Origin of the sequence: Streptomyces lincolnensis, assembly GCF_001685355.1 — a bacterium.
GTDB lineage: Bacteria > Actinomycetota > Actinomycetes > Streptomycetales > Streptomycetaceae > Streptomyces > Streptomyces lincolnensis.
On sequence record NZ_CP016438.1, the window covers coordinates 4,394,979 to 4,415,408 of the forward strand.

Sequence of the window (20,430 nt, forward strand, 5' to 3'; positions counted from 1 at the left end):
GAATCGGGGCAGGTGCCACCGTAGGGACACGGTCACCGAACCTCGAAGGACACGACCGGCAACGCGCGGGGAACGGAACGCGTCCTAGAAGAGAAGACGGGAGACCACGGGGAGTGCCTTCAGGTGGCCACAGCGGAGCCGACACGCGCCGACGACACCGATCCGGGCCCGGGAACCGGCCCGCGAATACGGCTGCCCGCAGCTCCGGGACCCGACCACGGACCGCCTGAAGCCGACGGCGGCAGCGGCAGCGGCAGCGGCAGCGGCAGCGGCAGCGACAACAGCAGCGGCAGCGACAGCGCGAGCGAGCGCGGGAGCGGTTCCAGACTCGCCTCTCTCGCCGTCCGCGCCACCCCCCTGCGGGAGTGGATCCAGCGGCACCCCGTACTGGCCCTGACCGGCCTCTCCGGCGTCCTCCACGTCGTCTGGTTCTTCACCTTCGCGAACAGCGGCGGCGACCTCGCCGCGCAGGACGCCTGGGCCGAGTTCGTCGGCCGGCACCCGGACTCGGCGTACAACCTCGCCTGGTACGGCGGGATGCACCCGGTGTCGTACAGCGTGGTGTCGCCGTATCTGATGTCGGTCCTGGGTGTCCGTACGACGATGATGATCGCGGGGACCTTCTCGGCGACCCTGCTGATGCTGGTCCTGCTGCGCAGCCGGGCGGTGCGGAACCCGTTGTGGCCGGGGCTGGCCGGTGTCTTCGCCTTCCTGTGCAACGCGGCCTCGGGCCGGGTGACGTTCGGGCTGGGCATGCTGTTCGCGCTGGGCGCGGTCGCGGTGGTGTTCTGCTGGCCCTACCGCTGGCGCTACAAGCGGTGGGCGAAGGCGCTGTGCGCGGCGCCGCTGGCCGCGCTGGCCACCATGTCCTCGCCGGTCGCCGGTCTGTTCGTGGGGCTGGTGGCGGCCGCGCTGTTCCTCCAGAAGCGGCGTCCGGGCGCCTGGGCGCTGGGGATCGCCCCGACGGCCGTGGTGGCGGTGTCGGCCTGGCTGTTCCCGTTCTCCGGCACCCAGCCGATGTCGTTCGGGTCGGCGGTGCTGCCGTTGGCGTACGCGGTCATCGTCTACGCCGTCGTACCGCGCACCTGGACGACCGTGCGGATCACCGCGGCCGTGTACGGGCTCGGGGTGCTGCTGGTGTGGCTGATCAGCTCGCAGATCGGCTCCAACATCACACGGCTGCCGATGCTGTTCGCCGGGGTGGCGCTGATGGCCGCGCTGCCGTTCACCGTGCCGCGCACACGCAAGTGGTACGTCGTCGTGCTGGCCTCCGTCGGGTTCATCGGCTGGATCGGGTTCAAGACGGTCGACGACGTCGTCCACACCCAGCCGGCCGCCTCCTGGGCGCGCGAGCTGGCGCCCCTGGTCAACGAACTCCAGGAGGTCGGCGCCGAGAAGGGCCGCGTCGAGGTCGTCCCGGCCCGCTCCCACCGGGAGGCCTCCGCCCTCGCGCCCTACGTCAACCTGGCCCGCGGCTGGAACCGGCAGGCCGACATGGAGCGCAATCCCCTCTTCTACGACGACACGCTCAACTCGGCGAACTACCACGAGTGGTTGCGGCGGTGGGCCGTGCACTTCGTGGTGCTGCCCAAGGACGAGCCGGACGGGGACGGGGGTGAGCGGGAGCGGGAGCTGGTGCAGCGCGGGATGCCGTATCTGAAGCAGATCTGGGGCGACGCCAACTGGCAGTTGTTCAGCGTCGACGATCCGGCGCCGCTGGCCGAGCCGAACGCGGTCGTCGAGCGGGCCGCGCAGGGTGAGATGACCATGGAGGTCAAGGAGGCCGGGCGGGTGCTCATCAAGATCCCCTACTCGCCGTGGCTGAGCATCGTCGATGCGGAGGGGAACAAGCTGAAGGCGCCGGAGGAGACGGAGGCGTCGAAGAACCGGCCGGACGATCGGCCGAGGTCGTACGACAACGTCAACGGGTGTCTGATGGAGACGGAAGAGGACGCCGAGGGTGACCGGTGGACGATGCTGATCGCGCCGAAGGCGGGGACGTATCGGCTGGCTGCGCCGTACTCGATGCCTCGGGGTACGCCCTGTCCGGAGGAGCTCAGGTAGTCGTGCGGCTGCGGCGTGGTTGTGGCTGGTCGCGCAGTTCCCCGCGCCCCTGAGGTTCACGCAGCTGATCCACGTACTTGTCCGTGCCCGGAATCGTGGGGACGAAAGGCGCCAGCAGTTCCAGCCTGCCCAGGCCCGCCCCCGTGATCTGCTCCTCCAGCCCCGCGAAGTGCGCCTCCCAGCACTCCCGTGGGTCCGCCTCCAGGAACCACAGCAGTGTCAGGCGGGTGTCGATGCCCTCGACCTGCTTGACGTAGGACATGCGGTCGCCGGGCAGGGGGGTCGGGCGGAAGACGGTGACCAGGGCCGTCGGGGAGCCCGCGAGCTGCTTGGGGAGGTGGCGGGAGACGAGCCACTCCAGCAACTCGGGGCGCTGTTCGGGGGATTCGGCGTCGATGACCTGCAAGACCAGGCCCGCGTACGGGTGGTCCAGGGCGTGGAAGTCGCGGGGGCCGGCCGCGCCGTCGCGGTAGACGGTGGCGGCGTGGTCCTGGAAGGCCGTGAAGACGTGGGTGCGGTCGCGGTAGACGCGGCTGTCGCGGTTGAGGCGTTTGTTGATGGCGACGGTCCAGCGCATGTGGTCGTCGTACCGGCCGTCGGTGATCCAGTACGTGGAGAGGTAGCAGCCGGCGGTGACGGGCTCGGCGATCGCGGACTTCTCGGGGCGGCGCAGGAGTTGGAGGTCCCGGGTGGCCACCCAGCGGCGGCCCGCGTACATCCAGGGCATGGCCATCGCGCCGGCGTAGTAGTGGTCGTCCTCGTACCAGCGGTTGTAGGCGTACTCGTGGCCCGGGTGTGGTTCGACCATGGTGATCAGGGCGTGGCCGGGGCGGATTCCGTAGGGGCCGACGGCGGCCAGTTCGGCGTAGGTCTCGCTGCGGGTGTCCTCGCTCATGCCCTTCCCCTTCCTCGGCGGCTCGCCCATACTCTGACGCTCCGTCAGACAATGCGCCAGGGGTCGGGGTCAGGGAGGCCGTCATGTCGTTGCTCACGGGCAGGACCGTCGTGGTGTCGGGGGTGGGCGCGGGTCTCGGGCACCAGGTGGCCGCCGCCGTGGTGCGGGACGGCGGGAACGCGGTCCTCGGGGCGCGTACCGGGGCGAACCTGGCGAAGAGCGCCGCCGAGATCGATCCGGACGGAGCGCACACGGCGTACCGGGCGACGGACGTCACCGACGAAGGGCGGTGCGAGGCGCTGGCGGAGCTGGCGAGGGAGCGGTTCGGGCGGCTCGACGCCGTGGTGCATGTCGCCGCGTGGGACTCGTACTTCGGGGGTCTTCAGGACGCGGACTTCTCCACCTGGCAGTCGGTGATCGACGTGAATCTGCTGGGTACGCTCCGGATGACGCGGGCGTGTCTGCCGGGGCTGAAGGAGCGCGGAGGTGCGGTGGTGTTCGTCGGGACGCAGTCGGCGGTGGCGGCGCCGTCGCAGGTGCGGCAGGCCGCGTACGCCGCTTCGAAGGGCGCGCTGACCAGCGCGATGTACTCGCTGGCGCGGGAGCTCGGGCCGTACCGGATCCGGGTGAACACGGTACTGCCGGGCTGGATGTGGGGGCCGCCGGTGCAGGCGTACGTGCGGTTCACCGCGCGGGCGGAGGGCAGGCCCGAGGACGAGGTGCTCGGGCGGCTGACCGGGCGGATGGCGCTGCCCGAGCTGGCCACGGACTCGGACGTGGCGGACGCGGCGGTGTTTCTGAGCTCGGACCGGGCACGGGCGATCACGGGGCAGTCGTTGCTGGTCAACGCGGGTGAGTTGATGCGGTGAGCCTCTGAGGGTGAGTTCATGTAGATGAACGTAGGCCATCAGCTCGAATATCTTTGCCTCCCCTTGACCTTACGCTTACTTGTCGTGTTCACGCGGCACCCCAGACGATGAGCGCCGGGCGGAAACCCTGGGAGGGCGCACATGAACGGTCTCGACTGGGCCGTGCTCATCGGCTACTTCGGCGTGATGGTCGCGATCGGCGTGTGGTCGCACAAGCGCGTGGACAACGTCAGCGACTTCTTCACCGCCGGCGGCAAGATGCCGTGGTGGCTGTCCGGCATCTCCCACCACATGTCCGGCTACAGCGCGGTGATGTTCACCGGGTACGCGGGCATCGCCTACACCTACGGCGTGACGTCCTTCGTGACCTGGTCCTTCCCGATCGCGCTCGGCATCGCCATCGGCTCCAAGCTGTTCGCGCCGCGCATCAACCGGCTGCGCTCACGGCTCCATGTGGCCTCTCCGCTGGAGTACCTGAAGAACCGTTACGACCTGAAGACCCAGCAGGCGCTGGCCTGGTCCGGCATGCTGCTGAAGATCGTGGACGTGGGCGCCAAGTGGGCCGCGATCGCGACCCTGCTGTCCGTCTTCACGGGCATCTCCCTCAACCAGGGCATCCTCATCACCGGCACCATCACGGCCGTCTACTGCACGATCGGCGGCCTGTGGGCGGACGCGCTGACCGAACTCGGCCAGTTCATCATCCAACTCCTCGCCGGTGTCGCGATGTTCGTGGCCGTGATCATGGAACTCGGCGACAAGGGCATCGGGTTCATCGACGCCTGGGACCAGCCGGCCCTCCAGGGCCACGAGAAGCCGCTGGTCGCCGACTACGGCGCGGTGTTCCTGCTGGCGTTCCTGTTCATCAAGCTGTTCGAGTACAACGGCGGCATGCTCAACCAGGCCCAGCGCTACATGGCCACCGCCACCCCCAAGGAGGCCGCGCGCTCGGCACGCCTGTCGGCGGTGCTCTGGCTGGTCTGGCCGCTGGTCCTCTTCTACCCGATGTGGATGTCCCCGCTACTGGTGGACGCGCAGAAGCCGGACGGCTCCGACTCCTACGGCCTGATGACCGAACAGCTGCTCCCGCACGGCCTGTTGGGCCTGGTCATCGTCGGCTTCTTCTCGCACACCATGGCCATGTGCTCCTCCGACGCCAACGCCATCGCGGCCGTCTTCACCCGTGACGTGGCGCCGGTGATCTCGGAGCGGGCACGGACCTGGACCCAGCGCACGGGCCTGATCGCCGCCCGCATCGCGACCGTGGTCTTCCTCGGCCTGTCCATGGCGGCCGCGACCCAGGTCAACTCGCCCGCCTTCAAGGACATCATCACCGTCGTGATCAAGTGGGTGGCCGGACTGATGGGCCCGATGGCGATCCCGATGATGCTGGGCCTGCTGCGGCCGTTCCGCCGCTCCGGTCCGACGGCCGCGATCACCAGCTGGGCGATGGGCCTGTTCGCCTTCTGGCTGGTCAACTACCCGATCAACTGGAACGTCGAGGGCGGCGTCCCGCTCCAGTACCAGGTGTCGATCCCGCTGGCCGTGTCCCTCGTGCTGTACATCCTCATCGGCTTCATCAAGCCGGAGGACACCCCGGAGCGGCTCGCGCTCATCGAGAAGATCAACACCGACGACGACGGGTCGGCGGCGGCAGCGATCCCCACCCCGGCGGGCGGGGTGGAGGACGCGCTGGGCAGGACCCCGGTGAAGGACTGAGCCCTCACCGGGGCCAGGAGTCACGGCGTCACGGCGTCACGGTCAGCGTGGTCGCGCCGACGGTCTCCGTGCCCCTGCCGTAGTGGACGACACCGACGTAGGTGCCGCCGGCCTTGAGGTCACGCCAGGAGACCTTGACCTTGGAGCCGGCGCCGGAGGTGACCGACTGCTTCGCCGGGGTCACGGTGGCCTGCCGGTCCGCCTTGGTGTCCGGGCCGATCAGCCAGGTGTGCAGCGTGTACTTCTGACTGGTGGCGCCCTGGGGCAGGGCGAACTGGCTGACGTACACCTGGTACGTGCCCGGCCCGAGGTCGACGTGCTCCGCGCTGCCGCTCACGGGCAGGGCGGAGACCAACTCGCCGTCCTCGTCGAGCACCCACAGGTCCAGGTCGCTGCCCTTGAGATGGTCCGAGGGCAGCAGGCCGACACGGGCGAGTGAGGTGTTCTCGGGGACGGTGACCTCGGTCTTGACGGAGGCGGACGTGAGCTTCGACGGGTCGAAGCTCTTCTCCGTACCGGTCAGGGTTCCCGTCTTGGTCGTCCCCGCGTACAGGCCGTCCACGCGGGCCGTCAGCGAACCGGCGAAGCCGCTCTTCGCGGAGAGGGTCGCCGAGCCGGTCCGGCCCTTGCCTGCGGCCTCGGCCGCCACCTTGAGCGGAGCCGCGCGCAGCGAGACCGCGCTGCGGACCGTGTGCCGCTGGTCGGCGAGCGTGACCGAGCCGAACGCCCACGTGCCGTAGGCCGCGTCGGTGCGGGTGAAGGTCACCTTGTACGTGGCCGTCCCGCCGACCGGCACCCGCAGCGTCTTCGGGGAGATCCGCGCCGTGTAGCCGGCCGGAGCCTTGACCGTGGCGGTGTAGACGCCGGGCTTCGTGGTCATGTTGGTGACCCGGCGGGTGACGGTCTGCCGCGCGACGAGGTCGCCGACCGAGATCGTCGGGGTGTTGAGGTCGCTCGGGTCGGTCTTCTTCGCGGCGGGGCAGGACTCGCTGCGGTCGGCGGTCAGCGGGGGCTGGCCGATGGCGCACAGGAACGCGGCCCACTCCTTGGAGGTGGAGTCGTAGGCCAGGCCCGGGTCGTACGCCGTGTTCGGGGCGACGTGACCGGCGCCGTAGTCGAGCGGTGTGGCCGCCTTGCCGGAGCGCTGGATCGGCTTGCCCGCGTTGTCCTTGGTGGTGGCGGTCGTCATCAGCGCCGACTTGACCTCCATGGGGGACCAGTCGGGGTGCAGCTGACGCAGCAGCAGAGCGAGGCCCGAGACGTGCGGCGCCGACATGGACGTACCGGACATCATGCCCTGCTCGCCCGGGAAGGTGCCGTGCGCGGCGGTACCGGCGACGATGTCCACGCCGGGCGCCGTGATGTCCGGCTTGAGCAGGTCGCCGGTGCTGTTGAGGTCGGGACCGCTGGAGGAGAAGCCGGCCATCTGCGGCGCCCGCTGCTTCACGGTCGTCGCCGCGGCGAGCGTCGCGGTCGCACCGGAGCCGGCGGCGTACGCCTTGATCTCCGCGCCGGCGGCCTGGGGGACGTGGACGGACGGGACGGTGTGGGCGTCGGCGACCTCCTCGTCGGCGGCGCTGACGTTGTACAGCACCATGCCGACGCCGCCCGCGGCCTTGACCTGGGCGCTCTTGTCGAGGCGGGCGTTGCCGCCGCGCGCGCAGATCACCACGGCACCCTTGACCGCGGCCGGGTCGAGGGCATCGGGCTGGCACTGCCCGGCCAGGGTGGCGTCCACGCCGCTCCTGGCGGCCTTCGCCCCGTCGACGAGCGGGGCGGACGGCACGCCCTGGGCGGCGATGCTCACCCCGTCGTAGGTCTTGCCGTCGCCGAGGGTGAGGGTCCCGCGGTAGCCGGTGTCGTGGGTGGAGGCGGCCACGGTGGTCACCCACGGGACGCCGTTGGAGCCGGTGCCGGGGCCGCTGTTGCCCGAGGAGGCGGAGATGAAGACGCCGGCCTTGGCCGCGTTGAACATCGCCATGTACTCGGGGCGGTTGGCGGGCTCGTCGTTCGGGCCGCCGACCGAGTAGTTGATGACGTCCACGCCGTCGGCCACGGCCTTGTCGAAGGCGGCGACGATGTCGGAGGTGAAGCAGCCCTCGGTCCAGCACACCTTGTAGGCGGCGACACGGGCCGCCGGGGCCAGCCCGCGTATGGTCCCGGATATGCCGCTGTCGGGCACGGTGGCCTTGACGCCGGCGGCGCCCGCCGCGGTGGTCGCGGTGTGGGTGCCGTGGCCCTCGGCGTCCATCGGGGACGCCCAGTCGTCCTCCGTGGGCTTGGCCAGGCCCTTGTTGAAGTACTGGGCGCCGATCACCTTGTTGTTGCAGGTGACCAGGTGCGCGAGGTCCACACCCCGGTCGCAGGCGCCCTTCCACTTCTTGGCGATGACCGCGGCGTCGGGGCGGGGCTCCGACAGGGGCTTCAGCGACGGGTTGCCGGTGGCGATGCCGGTGTCGATCACACCGAGGATCGTCCCCTCGCCCGCGCGCTTCTGGCCCCCGCGGATCTTGGAGTAGAGGCCGCCCTTCTCCTCCAGACCGAGGAACTTGGCGGTGTCGGCGGGCGCGAGGGCGCCGGCGGCGGCCGTCCCGGCCGCGGGTGCGGCGGCGGGCGTGGCCGTGGGGTGGCTGACCATGTTCTTGGCCACCGACAGGACGCCGGGCGTGCGGGACAGCGCGGTCGCCTGGCCGGCCGTCAGGTCGGCGGAGAACCCGTTGAGCACGTACTGGTAGGTGTACAGCGGCTTGACGCCCCGCACCGCGTCCAGCACCTTCTCGCGCTCCCGCTTCAGGTGGCGGACGTACTCGCGTACGGCGCCCGTCGCGGTGTCGAGCCGCTCGCCCGGGCCGGGCGCGGTGCTGGACTCCGTGGCGACGGGCTCGTCGGCGAGCTGGACGACGTACAGGCCGTCGGTGAAAGCCGGCTGAGAGGTGGCGGCCTGCTGGGAGGTGCCGGCCGGCGCGTCCTGCGGCGCGGCCTGGACGGGTGTGCCGTAGGAGAGGACCAGGCCGCCGGCGAGGGCCGGGGCCAGGAGGGAAACAGTTCTGCGGCCGACGCGACGGCGGCGGCCGGGGTGTTGCTGGGACAAGTTGATGCCTTCCCCCGCGCGCGCCTGACGGAGGCGTGCGCACAAAGGTCGCAGTGAAGTGGTCGGGCCCCCGAGATCATCGCCATCGTGTTATGCGTGAGGCTGGTGTGAAAAGAGCAAAGTCCTTGAAGGCTGCGTAACTTCACAGCAGATTCACGGTGTTCTTCGGGTCCGTTCCTCTACCGCCCAGTACGGACACCCGAGTTGTGAGGCACGTGACGCGAGGCACCCCATGACGTGGGGGGCGGGTTCCCGGTTCCGGGTGCCCGCCCCCACAGCTGTCCTGCCAGGATCTACGGAGTGACGGTCAGCTCGGTCGTGCCGACGGTGTCCGTGCCGTTGCCGTAGTCGACCAGGCCGAGGTAGACGCTGCCGGTCGGCAGGTCACGCCAGGAGACGGTGACCTTCGCGGTGTCGCCCTGGGTCACCCGTTGCTCGGCCGGGGCCGCGGTGGCCTGCTGGTCCGGCTTGGAGTCCGGGCCGATCAGCCAGGTGTGCAGGGTGTACTTCTGGCTCGTCGCGCCCTGCGGCAGGGCGAAAGTACTTGAGAGTTACGCAACTTCACGGGATGTTCACGGCAGCCTCCAGCCCCGTTCCCCTACCGACCAGTACGAACACCGTGGTTGTGAAGAAGTGGCAGCGGGCGCTCAGGCCCTCGGATACCGCGCCAGCCACCCCGGCGACGCTCCCGCGGGACCGTGCAGGGCGGGCCCCTGGGTCATCTCCATCGCGAAGTCGTCGGCGAGTTCCAGCAGGGTGGGCCGGCCCTCCAGTTCGGCCAGCCAGGCCGGGGGCAGGGCGGTCTCGCCGTGCAGGGCGCCGAGCAGCCCGCCGGTGAGGGCGGCGGTCGCGGCCGAGGGGCCGTCGTGGTTGACCGCGAGGCACAGGCCCTGGCGGACGTCCTCCCCCACCAGGGCGCAGTACACGGCGGCCGACACCAGCCCGGCCGCCGTCCCGTCCCCGATGAGCTCCTCGACCCGGGCGGGCGTCGGTATGCCCTGCCGTACGGCGCCCAGGGCGTGCTGGAGTCCTTCGGAGACGGGCTCGTGTCCCGGCCGCGGGGCGAGCAGGGCGAGCGCCCGTTGCACGGCCCCGTCGAGGCTCTCACCGCAGGCCAGGGCGTGCACGATCACGGCGTACGCGCCCGCCGAGAGGTAGCCGACGGGGCCGCCGTGGGTCTGCGCGGCGCACTCCACGGCGAGCTGGACGACGAGTTGCGGCTCCCAGCCGACGAGCAGTCCGAAGGGCGCGGAGCGGGCGGCGGCCTCGGGGCCCGTCTCGCCGGGGTTCTTGGGTACGTCCAGCGTGCCCATGGTGTCGTCGCCGAGCCCGAGCAGCAGGGCGCGGGTCGGGTCGCGGCGGGCGTAGAGCCACTCCTCCCGGGCGAGCCAGCCGTCGTCCTTGCGGCGCTCGTCGGGCCCCCAGTCCCGCTGGGTGGCGGCCCATCTGCGGTACGCCCGGTGCAGATCGGTCGGCGGATGCCAGGCGCCGGTGTCTCTTCGCACCTGGGCGCGTATCAGCCCGTCCACGCTGAACAGGGTCAGCTGGGTCAGGTGCGAGACGGCTCCGCGCCGCCCGTACCCGCGCCCGAGGTCGAGCAGCCCCTCCGCGCCGTACTCCTCCCGGATCTCCGCCAGCCCCAGCCCGTCCACGGGCGAACCCAGCGCGTCCCCGACGGCCACCCCGAGCAGCGTCCCCCGCACCCGGCTACGAAAATCCTGCTGTTCGGCACGCCCCCACACGGCCCCGGCTGTCGCACCCACCAAGACCTCCCCTGTGGCACCGCCCGTTTGTACGACAGGTCAGCACTGTAATCGAACGGGGACGGTGTGTTCAGGGTGGCGGGGGAAGGTGCCACTGGCATGGGCCGTCAGGGCCGGGGAATCCCCGGGCCCGGTGGGTCCGCGTACCGTGCCCGCACGGCCTCGGCGGCCGCCGTGACCTCCGTCAGGAGCGGGGTGACGCGGTCGTGGTCGACGTCGGGGCTGTTCAGGAGGTCGGTGAGGATGGCGGCGAGGTTGGCCAGCGGCATCCAGCCGGGTTCCAGGGCGAGGAGGTCCGCGAGGCCCCGGTCCGCCTCGGTCCGGTCGTCGAGGGCGCAGCCCAGGAAGCACCGCCCCTGCGCGCGTTCCGGCGCGTCCAGTTCGTCGTCCTCGCGCACGAGCGCGGCCAGCTCCCGCCACAGCGGTCGCGCGGCCCGCAGGCCCTCGGACCGGCTCACCGTCACGGCCAGCTCGAAGGTGCCGACCACGGGCTCCGTCTCCCGCAGCCGCTCGGCGAGGGGCCGCGCCTCGTCCCAGCGGCCGGCCCGCCGGTGCAGTTCGACGCGCAGGTCGTCCGAGTCCCCGGAGTCGTCCGCGCCGGCCAGCCGCGCCTCCGCCTCCTCCCGGCGGCCGCACAGGATCAGCAGTTCTACGGCCTTGCGGCGCGCCCAGTCCGTCTCCGTCCCCAGCTCCACGCACCGGTCCAGGTCGGCGAGCGCCTGCTCGGTGCGGCCGGTCGCGAGGCCGACCCGGGCTCGCGAGGCGTGGGCCGGGCCGTGGTCGGGGTTCAGTGCCAGGGCGCCGTCCAGGTACCGGAGCGCCTCCGGGTGGTCCTTCGCGACGCGGCGCGCACCGCCGAGTTCGAACAGGGCGTCGGAGTCGTCCGGACCGAGGTCGAAGATCCCGCGGAGGACGTCGGCCGCCTCCCGGTACCGGCCGGCGTGCAGGAGTTCCACGCCCCGCTCATGGCGGATCCATTCGGCGTCCGGATCGGCCTCGACGGCCCGTGCGAGGTCGTCGAACATGCCCTCCCGGTCCCCCAGTTGCTTCCTCACCCGGGACCGCATCACCAGCGCCCAGCCGTAGCGGGGCCGCAGTTCCACGGCGCGGTCGAGGTCGGGCAACGCCTCCTCGTCCCGGCCCAGTTCGTGCAGGGACGCGCCCCGGCTCGCCAGGGCGGAGGCGTGGCCGGGGTCGAGGGCGACCGCCCGGCCGAGTTCCGTGACGGCGTCCTCGAAGCGGCCGGCGAGCCGGTAGGAGTCACCCCGTTCCGAGGCGATCCAGGACGCGTCGGGATCACGGGCGACGGCCCGGTCGAAGTCGGCGAAGGCCGCGTCCAGTTCGCCCCGGGACCGGAGCAGACGGGCCCGCCGCACCAGCGTCCACAGGTCCTCCCCGTCGATGCCCAGGGAGCGGTTGAAGTCGGCCAGCGCCTCGTCGTACCGCCCGAGCGTGTGCCGGCACACGGCCCGCCCGGTCAGCGAGCGGGTGTCCGTCGGGTCGAGTGCGATCGCGCGGCCGAAGTCGGTGACGGCCTCCTCGAAACGGCTCGCCAGCCGGAGGGTCTCCGCGCGCTCGGCGATGATCCACCCGGTGTCGGGGGCGAGTTCGTCCGCGCGGTCCAGGGCGGCGAGGGCGGCCGGGAGGTCGTCCGCGAGTTGCAGGGTCAGACCGCGGCCGTAGTGGGCGAGGGCCAGCTCCGGCGCGAGGTCGATCGCCCGGTCGTACTCCTCCAGCGCCCGTGCGTACTCCTGGCCGCGGCGCAGTTCCCGGCCGCGCAGGGCATGGGCCTCCGCCCGGCCGTGCGGATCGAGCCCGGGCCGGGCGAGGAGCAGGTCCATGGCCCGGGCCACCCCGCTGTCCCCCACGGCCCCGGCCGCCTCACTGTCCTCGTCGGCGAGGGCCTCGCCCAGGTCCCGGCCCCACTCCCGCAGCCCCGCATGGTCGGTGGCCTCCCCCGCGTCCTCCAGCATCCGCGCCCAGCGGCGGCCGACGACGTCGTCCGTGCGGCAGGCCGCGACCAGGGTCCGCAAGGCCTCGCCGAGCGCCGCGGGCGGACGGGCGCAGAGCAGGTGGTGGGTCTCCTCCAGGAGGAGGTCACGCCATTCCTCGTCCTCCCACAGGTTCTCGGTCTCCCGCCCGGCCCCGGTCTCGGCCCGCCACTCGGCGAACGCCTCCGCCAGCCGCCGGTGCCGCCGCGCCCACTCGCGCGGGGAACGGCGGCGCTCCAGGCGCAGCATCTGTGCCCGTACGACGTCGTGGTACCGCACCCGGCCACCGCGCTCGCCGACGAACGGCAGGGCGGTCAACCACTCGTAGAGCACGTCGAGTTCGTCGTCGGAGCGGTCGACCAGGACCCGGAAGACGTCGGCGTCCAGCCATCGCGGGAGGGCGCAGATCCGGGCGGTCTCGCGGCGGTCCTCCGGTTCGCGGCGCAGGAAGAGGCCCACGGCGGTAGTGCTCGGGTCCCGCAGGTTCTCCGGGTCGCCGGGGCGGTTCTGCGCGAGCGTCGACACCAGGACGGGCAGGCCGCCCGTCAGGCGCAGCGCCTCCTCGACGACCGGTTCGGCCGCCACTCCGCGCGCGGCGAGCAGGGTGCGCGTCTCGGCCTCGGTGAACGGGGCGAGCGGCAGCTCCTCGACGGCGTCCAGACCGCTCCAGCGGGTGGCGTCCAGGGGGCGCTGCCCGGCGGTGACCACGACGACGGTGGCGGGCAGCCCGCCGTCGCCCCGGTGCCGGGTGAGCGTCTCGTGCAGCCACGGGTCGAGATACGGCCCGGTCCGCTCGTAGGTGTCGAGGAACAGGACGATCCAGCCGGCCGCGGCGGCGGCCGTGCGCAGGCCGGCGAGCAGGACCGGGGTGAGCACCTTCTCCGGGGTCAGGACGAGGTCGATGTCGTCCTGGTTGCGGAAGCGGGCGGCGAGTGAGGCGCGTACGCGGTCGGTGCCCTGGGCGAGCCGGTCGGCGGGCAGGGCCCTGGTGAGGAGGGAGACTCCGGGCAGGGCGGCCTCCAGGGCGCCCATGCCCAGTTCCACCGCGACCGTGCTGCCGGCCGACGCCGGTTCCGGTTCCGGGCCGAGCGCTGCGAGCGCCGCTGCCTCCGCCTCGTGCCGGCGCTCGTGGTAGGTGGCCAGCCGCCGCTCCAGGTCCTTCAGCCGGCGTCCCTGGTCGGCGAACTGGCGGCACATCTCCGACAGGGCCTCCGGGACGCTTCCGGCGCTCTCGTCGACATAGGCCGTCAACGCGCCGCGTTCACGGGCCAGTTGCTCCAGTTCCTGGACGAGGAAGGTCTTGCCGACGCCGGCGGTGCCGTGCACATGGAAGCGGAAGCGCCGGCGGGCGTCTCCGGGCGGGAGGTCGAAGTTCCGCAGGAACGCGGCCCGTTCGGCGTCCCGGCCGACGAATCCGGTCCGGGTGTGCCGCTGGATCAGCTCCTGCCACGAGGGCTGTGCCTGTGCCATCCGCGTGTCACCCCGTCCCTCGTTCCGCGGTCTTACGGGCATTCTGGCCCAATGGTTCCGTGACACGGCCGCCACCGGTGAAAATGATCGACATGTCCACGACCCCACGCACCCCCCGCACCGCGCTCGCACTCAGCGCGACCCTTCTGACCGCCACCGTCGCCCTCTACATGGTGCTCGTCGCCTTCGGGAACATCACCGACTTCGGCACCAACCAGCAGTTCGTGCAGCACGTACTCGCCATGGACACCACGTTCAAGGACGAGGATCTGATGTGGAGAGCCGTCACCAGCAAGGGACTTCAGGACGCGGCCTACGTCGCCATCATCGTGTGGGAGACGATCGCCGCGCTCGTCCTGGTCTTCGGCACCTGGCTCTGGTTCCGGGGCGACGACCGCGCCCGCCGTTTCTCGACGTACGGCCTGCTCATGGTGATGCTGCTGTTCGGTGCCGGGTTCATCGGGATCGGCGGCGAGTGGTTCGCGATGTGGCAGTCGGGCGACTGGAACGGGCTGGAGGCGGCGACGCGGGCGTTCCTGTTCAGCGGTGTGGTGCTGCTGGTGGTGAACCTGCCGTCCGCCGGGGAGCGGAAGGCTAGCTGACCACCACGACCGTGGTGCCCGTCTCCCCGAAGGTCCACAGTGCGGAGCCGTCGTCCTTGCCCATGCGGATGCCGCTGGTCTGTTTTCCGGCGGCGACCGCGGGGGGCGAGGCGCCGTCCACGGCGTTGGAGAACGCGATCGACAGGCCGGACTTGGCGGCGAAGTACAGGATGTTCTCGATCTGTACGCCGTCGGAGCCGGTGGTGGCCTCGGTGCGCTGCGAGATGGTGTAACTGCCCGGGTCCGGGCTCACCGTGCCCGGCCACACCGTGAAGGAGCGGCGGGCGGCGTCGCTCGCGTCGACCAGCCACACCCGCTTCTGGCCCAGGGAGTACACGACGCGCCGCCCGGTGCCGGAGTCGTCCGGCACCGCGGCGGGCGCCGCGGACTTCGTGGGCTTCGGTGTCGCCTCCGCCGAGGCCGGGGCGCTCGGCCGGGCGGCCGTGGGGTGCGGGCCCTTGTCGGCCTGTACGGCCAGGACGACGACCGCAGCGACCGCGCCCGCCGTCAGACCGGTCACCCAGACCCACGAGGGAAGCCGTCGGGCAGGCACGGGCACGCATCTCCTCAGCTACGGGGCCCCTCCCACGAGGGGGTCTGATCATCGTACTGGGCCGGGAGGTGCGTACGGATCGCGGCGAGAGGGGCGGAAGCGGCGGCAAGGGCCGCTCCCTACGCCTCTGCCTACGTCCGTCCCGTGACCGCTCAGTCCAGCACCGGCAGCAGCTCCGGCAGATGCCCGTCCGACACGGTCGCCGCACGCTGCCGCTCCTCGGACACCTCCCCGTAGAGCGTGGTGCGCGGCCTGGCCGGCCGTCCGGCCGCGTCCGCCACGGCGATCAGGTCCTTGACCGACTTGTACGAGCCGTAGGAGGAGCCCGCCATCCGGGAGATCGTCTCCTCCATCAGCGTGCCGCCGAGGTCGTTGGCGCCCGAGCGGAGCATCTCGGCGGCCCCCTCCGTGCCCAGCTTCACCCAGCTGGTCTGGATGTTGGGGATGTACGGGTGCAGCAGCAGCCGGGCCATCGCCGTCACCGCCCGGTTGTCCCGCATCGTCGGGCCCGGGCGGGCGATGCCCGCCAGGTAGACCGGCGCGTTGGTGTGGATGAAGGGCAGCGTCACGAACTCCGTGAAACCGCCGGTGCGCTGCTGGATGCCGGCGAGGGTCCTGAGGTGCCCGAGCCAGTGCCGGGGCTGGTCGACATGGCCGTACATCATCGTCGAGCTCGACCGGATGCCCAGCTCGTGGGCCGTCGTGACGACCTCGATCCAGGTCGCCGTGGGCAGCTTGCCCTTGGTCAGGATCCAGCGGACCTCGTCGTCCAGGATCTCGGCGGCCGTGCCGGGGATCGAGTCGAGCCCGGCCTCCTTCGCCGCGGTCAGCCACTCACGGATGGACATGCCGGTGCGGGTGGCGCCGTTGACGACCTCCATGGGCGAGAAGGCGTGCACATGCATGCCCGGCACCCGCTCCTTCACCGCCTTCGCGATGTCGAAGTACGCCGTCCCGGGCAGGTCGGGATGGATGCCGCCCTGCATGCACACCTCCACCGCGCCCACCTCCCAGGCCTGCTGGGCGCGGTCGGCGACCTGGTCCAGGGAGAGGGTGTAGGCGTCGGCGTCCGTCCTGCGCTGCGCGAAGGCGCAGAAACGGCAGCCGGTGTAGCAGACGTTGGTGAAGTTGATGTTCCGCGTGACGATGTACGTCACGTCGTCGCCGTTCACCGACCTGCGCACGTCGTCCGCGATCCGCGTGAGCGCGTCCAGCGCCGGACCGTCGGCGTGAAGCAGCGCCAGCGCCTCCTCGTCGGTCAGCTTCGTCGGGTCGTCGGCGGCGGTCGCGAGGGCCTGGCGTACGTCGGTGTCGATGCGCTCGGGCACCATGCCGGGCGCGGCCGCCTCGCGCAGGGCGCCCCAGTCGCCGTAGACCTCGTCGAAGTCGTCGCGGCGGTCGGAGGTGCGGCCGTCGGTGTCGATGGTGCGGTGCAGGTCCGTACGGCCGGTGGACTCGAAGACCTCCTCGGGCTCCTGCCACGGCCGGCCCTCGACGGTCGCGTCCGGGAGGGCGAGGCCGGTCTCCGGGTCCGCGAGCGCCGCCACGTGCGGCCTCAGCCGCGGGTCCAGCCAGGGCTCGCCGCGCCGGACGAACTCGGGGTACACGCACAGCCGTTCCCGCAGCTCGAACCCGGCGGCGCGGGAGCGCTCGGCGAGTTCCTCGATCTGCGGCCAGGGGCGCTCGGGGTTGACGTGGTCGATGGTGAGGGGCGAGACCCCGCCCCAGTCGTCGATACCCGCGCCGATGAGCCGCTCGTACTCGGAGTCGACCAGGTTCGGCGGGGCCTGGATGCAGCCGCTCGGGCCCATGATCAGGCGGGCGACGGCGACCGTGGCGACCAGTTCGTCCAGTTCCGCGTCGGGCATGCCGCGCATCGCGGTGTCCGGCTTGGCGCGGAAGTTCTGGATGATCAGTTCCTGGATGCCGTGGTAGGCGCGGGATATCCGGCGCAGCGCGAAGAGCGACTCGGCGCGCTCCTCGTACGTCTCGCCGATGCCGATCAGGACACCGCTGGTGAAGGGCACCGACGAGCGGCCGGCGTCCTCCAGGACGCGCAGCCGGACCGCCGGTTCCTTGTCCGGGGAACCGTGGTGCGGGCCGCCCGGCTCGGACCACAGGCGGGTCGCGGTGGTCTCCAGCATCATGCCCATGGACGGGGCGACCGGCTTGAGCCGCTGGAAGTCGGTCCAGGTCATGACACCCGGGTTGAGGTGGGGCAGCAGCCCCGTCTCCTCCAGGATGCGGATGGAGATCGCGCGGACGTAGGCGATGGTGTCGTCGTAGCCGTGCGCGTCGAGCCACTCGCGCGCCTCCGGCCAGCGGTCCTCCGGCTTGTCGCCGAGCGTGATCAGGGCTTCCTTGCAGCCCAGGGCGGCGCCCTTGCGGGCGATGTCGAGCACCTCGTCCGGGGACATGAACATCCCGTGCCCGGCCCGGCGCAGCTTGCCGGGCACGGTGACGAAGGTGCAGTAGTGGCACTTGTCCCGGCACAGCCGGGTGAGGGGGATGAAGACGCTCTTCGAGTACGTGATGACGCCGGGCCGGCCCGCCTGTTCGAGCCCCGCGTCCCTGACGCGGGCGGCGGACGCGGTGAGGTCCTCCAGGGCCGCGCCGCGGGCCTGGAGCAGCACGGCCGCCTCGGAGGCGTCGAGAGCGACGCCGTCCCGAGCGCGTTTCAGAGCGCGACGCATGGAGTTCTCGGTGGGGCCGGTTCCGGAGGTCGCGGGAGTCGTCATCCTTCGAGCATACGGAGGGGCTCCGCCGGTTCAGCAGGGTCGGGGGTCTGGGGGCATACGGTCGTGAGTCGCTGCGGGCTCTCCGTGGCTGGTCGCGCAGTTCCCCGCGCCCCTGGGGTGGGGCACGGCACCCTCGGCTACACGTACGCCGCGCACTCGTCCAACACCCGCAGCACCTCCGCCTCCCCCGCCGGAGGCAACTGCACCACGACCTCCTCGATGCCCAGGTCGGCGTAGTACGCCAGCTTGCCCGGCGACGGATGAACCGCGTACGGCACGATCTGGAGGGCCGCCGCATCCCGCCCCGCGTCGGCCCACACGCCCCGCAGCACCGGCAGCGACTCGGACAGGCCGCGCCCCCCGATGGGCAGCCACCCGTCGGCGTACTCGCTGATGTGCGCGAACAGCTTCGGACCCGCGGCCCCGCCGATCAGCGTCCGCGGCCCGACGACCGGACCCCGCGGCTTCTGTGCGGGCTTGGGGTAGGCGTCGCTGGCCCGTACGCTCCCGAACTCCCCGTCGTAGGCGGTGGGTTCCTCCGTCCACAGGGCCCGCATCAGCGCCATCCGGTCCCGCACGAGCTCGCGCCGGGTGCGCCACTGAACGCCGTGGTCGGCGGCCTCCTCCACGTTCCAGCCGAAGCCGAGGCCGAGCGTGAAGCGGCCGCCGCTGAGGTGGTCCAGCGTCGCGACCTGCTTGGCGAGGTCGATCGGGTCGTGCTGGGCGACGAGCGTGATACCCGTGCCGAGGCCGAGCCGCTCGGTGACCGCGGCGGCCTGGCCGAGCGCCACGAAGGGGTCGAGGGTACGGCCGTACTCGGGCGGCAGGTCGCCGCCCGCCGGGTACGGGCTGGTCCGCTCGACCGGGATGTGCGTGTGCTCGGGCAGATAGAGACCGGCGAACCCGCGTTCCTCCAGCTCACGGGCGAGCCGGGTCGGGGTGATCGTCTCGTCGGTGAGGAAGATCGTCACGGAGATGCGCATGGTTCATCTGTACCGGCCCGGGGGCGAGATGTCCATACCGACTGGTCGGTAATGGTGTCGGGCCGGCCGGTGACGGCATCCGACTCCCGCCAATTCCCTGACTGTTGACGGCAGTTCACCCCCACTGGGCACACTGCTCCGCATGTGTGACGACGACGCGAGACCTGAATCGAGCCTGGGAAGACGCACACTGTTCGTGACGAGTGCCGCCGCCGCGCTTACGTTGGGAAGCGTGAGCTTCGCTTCAGCGGACGACGCGGCAGACGCGGCCGACGGGAGCCAGGAGACGAGGACGCTGCGGGGCACCCTGCCCACCGGCTCCCCCGACTTCGTGTACGTGCCCGTCGAGGTCCCCGCCGGTGTGCGGGAGATCAAGGTGGCGTACACCTACGACCGGCCTGCCGTCCCCGCGGGCACGGCGGGCAACGCCCTCGACATCGGCATCTTCGACGAGCGCGGCACCGACCTGGGCGGCCGGGGCTTCCGCGGCTGGTCCGGGGGCGCCCGCACCGAGTTCTTCCTGCGCGCCGACGACGCGACACCGGGCTACATCCCCGGCCCGGTGCGCGAGGGCACCTGGCACATCGCGCTCGGCCCCTACACCGTCGCCCCGCAGGGCCTGTCGTACGAGATCACGGTCACGCTCACCTACGGCGAGCCGGGCCGGACCGTACCCCCGAAGTACCCGCCGTCCCGGGCCAGGGGGCGGGGCCGGGCCTGGTACCGCGGCGACTGCCACCTGCACTCCTGGTACTCCGACGGCCGCCGCACCCCGGCGGAGATCGCGGCCCTCGCACGGGCGGCGGGCCTGGACTTCATCAACTCCTCGGAGCACAACACGCACGCGGCCCACCCGCACTGGGCGGACCTGGCCGGCGACGACCTGCTGATCATGCTCGGCGAGGAGATCACGACCCGCAACGGCCATGTGGTGGCCCTCGGCACCGACCCCGGCACCTTCGTCGACTGGCGCTACCGGGCCCGCGACAACCGCTTCGGCCGCTTCGCCCGCCAGATCCGCCGCGCCGGGGGCCTGGTCGTCCCGGCCCATCCGCACGCCACCTGTATCGGCTGCAACTGGAAGTTCGGCTTCGGTGAGGCGGACGCCGTCGAGGTGTGGAACGGGCCCTACACGCCCGACGACGAGGTGGCCCTCGCCGACTGGGACGGCATGCTCGTCGCGTCCGTGCGGGAGGGCGGCGGCGGCCGGGACTGGATCCCCGCGATGGGCAGCAGCGACGCCCACCGGGATCCGGACGCGGTCGGCTCCCCGCAGACGGTGGTGCTGGCCGACGACCTGACCCGCGAGGCGATCCAGGAGGGCATCCGGGCGGGCCGCTCGTACGTCGCCGAGTCCAAGAACGTCTCCGTGTCCTTCACCGCCACCGCCGGTCCCGGCCAACATGCCGACATCGGCGGCCGGTTGGAGGTCTCCCCCGACACCCCCGTGACCGTCCGCGCGGAGGTGACGGGCGCGCCGCGGTGCGTGGTGCGGTTCGTCACCGACCAGGGGGTGCTGTTCACCGGCGCGCCACTGCCGGTCGCGGGGGCGGGGGTCGTGGAGTGGCGTACGACGCCGTCCTACGCGGCTTATGTGCGCGCGGAGTTGCGGCACGAGACGGCGGCGGGGCCGTTGCCGGGGGCATTGGCGGCGTTCACGAACCCGATCTTCCTGGGGCGGCGGTGAGAGGG

Annotated in this window: 13 protein-coding genes; 5 read left to right on the plus strand and 8 right to left on the minus strand. The window is 71.9% G+C overall.

Annotation, left to right across the window (positions count from 1 at the left end; translation table 11 throughout):
- The first annotated feature begins 123 nt into the window (after nucleotides 1–123).
- Entirely contained in the window at nucleotides 124–2,064 is a 1,941-nt protein-coding gene (locus SLINC_RS19410; protein WP_067434496.1) for an MFS transporter, read from the plus strand.
- Here the strand turns inward: SLINC_RS19410 and SLINC_RS19415 are convergent.
- Complete coding sequence (locus SLINC_RS19415) at nucleotides 2,057–2,959, minus strand: hypothetical protein (protein WP_067434499.1); 903 nt, start codon at nucleotides 2,957–2,959, stop codon at nucleotides 2,057–2,059. The two genes, SLINC_RS19410 and SLINC_RS19415, sit on opposite strands and share 8 nt — an antisense overlap.
- A gap of 83 nt (nucleotides 2,960–3,042) precedes the next feature.
- Here SLINC_RS19415 and SLINC_RS19420 point away from each other — a divergent pair, with 83 nt between their 5' ends.
- Together SLINC_RS19420 and SLINC_RS19425 are read left to right on the plus strand one after the other, a co-directional pair.
- A complete protein-coding gene (locus SLINC_RS19420; RefSeq protein WP_067434502.1) occupies nucleotides 3,043–3,828 on the plus strand; it encodes an SDR family oxidoreductase in 786 nt (261 codons plus the stop codon).
- Between the two features lie 141 nt (nucleotides 3,829–3,969).
- The gene (locus SLINC_RS19425; RefSeq protein ID WP_067434505.1) at nucleotides 3,970–5,547 is read left to right on the plus strand and encodes a sodium:solute symporter family protein; all 1,578 of its coding nucleotides are present in this window, start codon (nucleotides 3,970–3,972) and stop codon (nucleotides 5,545–5,547) included.
- Nucleotides 5,548–5,575: 28 nt separating this feature from the next.
- Here SLINC_RS19425 and SLINC_RS19430 read toward each other — a convergent pair whose 3' ends face one another.
- From SLINC_RS19430 to SLINC_RS19440, 4 genes are all read right to left on the minus strand, one after another.
- On the minus strand, nucleotides 5,576–8,638 hold the full coding sequence (locus tag SLINC_RS19430) for a S8 family serine peptidase (protein WP_079164611.1): 3,063 nt from the start codon (nucleotides 8,636–8,638) through the stop codon (nucleotides 5,576–5,578).
- Nucleotides 8,639–8,931: 293 nt separating this feature from the next.
- Nucleotides 8,932–9,066, minus strand: a complete 135-nt coding sequence (locus SLINC_RS50040) for a hypothetical protein (RefSeq protein ID WP_257785183.1) — start codon at nucleotides 9,064–9,066, stop codon at nucleotides 8,932–8,934.
- Between the two features lie 219 nt (nucleotides 9,067–9,285).
- Nucleotides 9,286–10,401 carry an ADP-ribosylglycohydrolase family protein gene (locus SLINC_RS19435; protein WP_067434508.1) on the minus strand — a complete coding sequence of 372 codons (1,116 nt, stop codon included), beginning with the start codon at nucleotides 10,399–10,401 and terminating at the stop codon, nucleotides 9,286–9,288.
- 107 nt (nucleotides 10,402–10,508) lie between these two features.
- Nucleotides 10,509–13,862, minus strand: a complete 3,354-nt coding sequence (locus SLINC_RS19440) for a tetratricopeptide repeat protein (protein ID WP_067434511.1) — start codon at nucleotides 13,860–13,862, stop codon at nucleotides 10,509–10,511.
- Nucleotides 13,863–13,954: 92 nt separating this feature from the next.
- On the opposite strand from SLINC_RS19440, the gene SLINC_RS19445 reads away from it, so the two are divergent.
- Nucleotides 13,955–14,464: a DUF2165 domain-containing protein gene (locus SLINC_RS19445; RefSeq protein ID WP_067434514.1), complete on the plus strand. Its 510-nt coding sequence runs from the start codon at nucleotides 13,955–13,957 to the stop codon at nucleotides 14,462–14,464.
- On the opposite strand, the gene SLINC_RS19450 is transcribed toward SLINC_RS19445, so the two are convergent.
- From SLINC_RS19450 to SLINC_RS19460, 3 genes are all read right to left on the minus strand, one after another.
- The gene (locus SLINC_RS19450; RefSeq protein WP_067434517.1) at nucleotides 14,457–15,023 is read right to left on the minus strand and encodes a L,D-transpeptidase; all 567 of its coding nucleotides are present in this window, start codon (nucleotides 15,021–15,023) and stop codon (nucleotides 14,457–14,459) included. The two genes, SLINC_RS19445 and SLINC_RS19450, sit on opposite strands and share 8 nt — an antisense overlap.
- 146 nt (nucleotides 15,024–15,169) lie before the next feature.
- A complete protein-coding gene (locus SLINC_RS19455) occupies nucleotides 15,170–17,755 on the minus strand; it encodes a bifunctional FO biosynthesis protein CofGH (RefSeq protein WP_067434520.1) in 2,586 nt (861 codons plus the stop codon).
- A gap of 137 nt (nucleotides 17,756–17,892) precedes the next feature.
- Nucleotides 17,893–18,738 carry an LLM class F420-dependent oxidoreductase gene (locus SLINC_RS19460; RefSeq protein WP_067434523.1) on the minus strand — a complete coding sequence of 282 codons (846 nt, stop codon included), beginning with the start codon at nucleotides 18,736–18,738 and terminating at the stop codon, nucleotides 17,893–17,895.
- A 142-nt stretch (nucleotides 18,739–18,880) separates the two neighbouring features.
- On the opposite strand from SLINC_RS19460, the gene SLINC_RS19465 reads away from it, so the two are divergent.
- On the plus strand, nucleotides 18,881–20,425 hold the full coding sequence (locus SLINC_RS19465) for a CehA/McbA family metallohydrolase (protein WP_067434526.1): 1,545 nt from the start codon (nucleotides 18,881–18,883) through the stop codon (nucleotides 20,423–20,425).
- The last annotated feature ends 5 nt before the right edge of the window (nucleotides 20,426–20,430 follow it).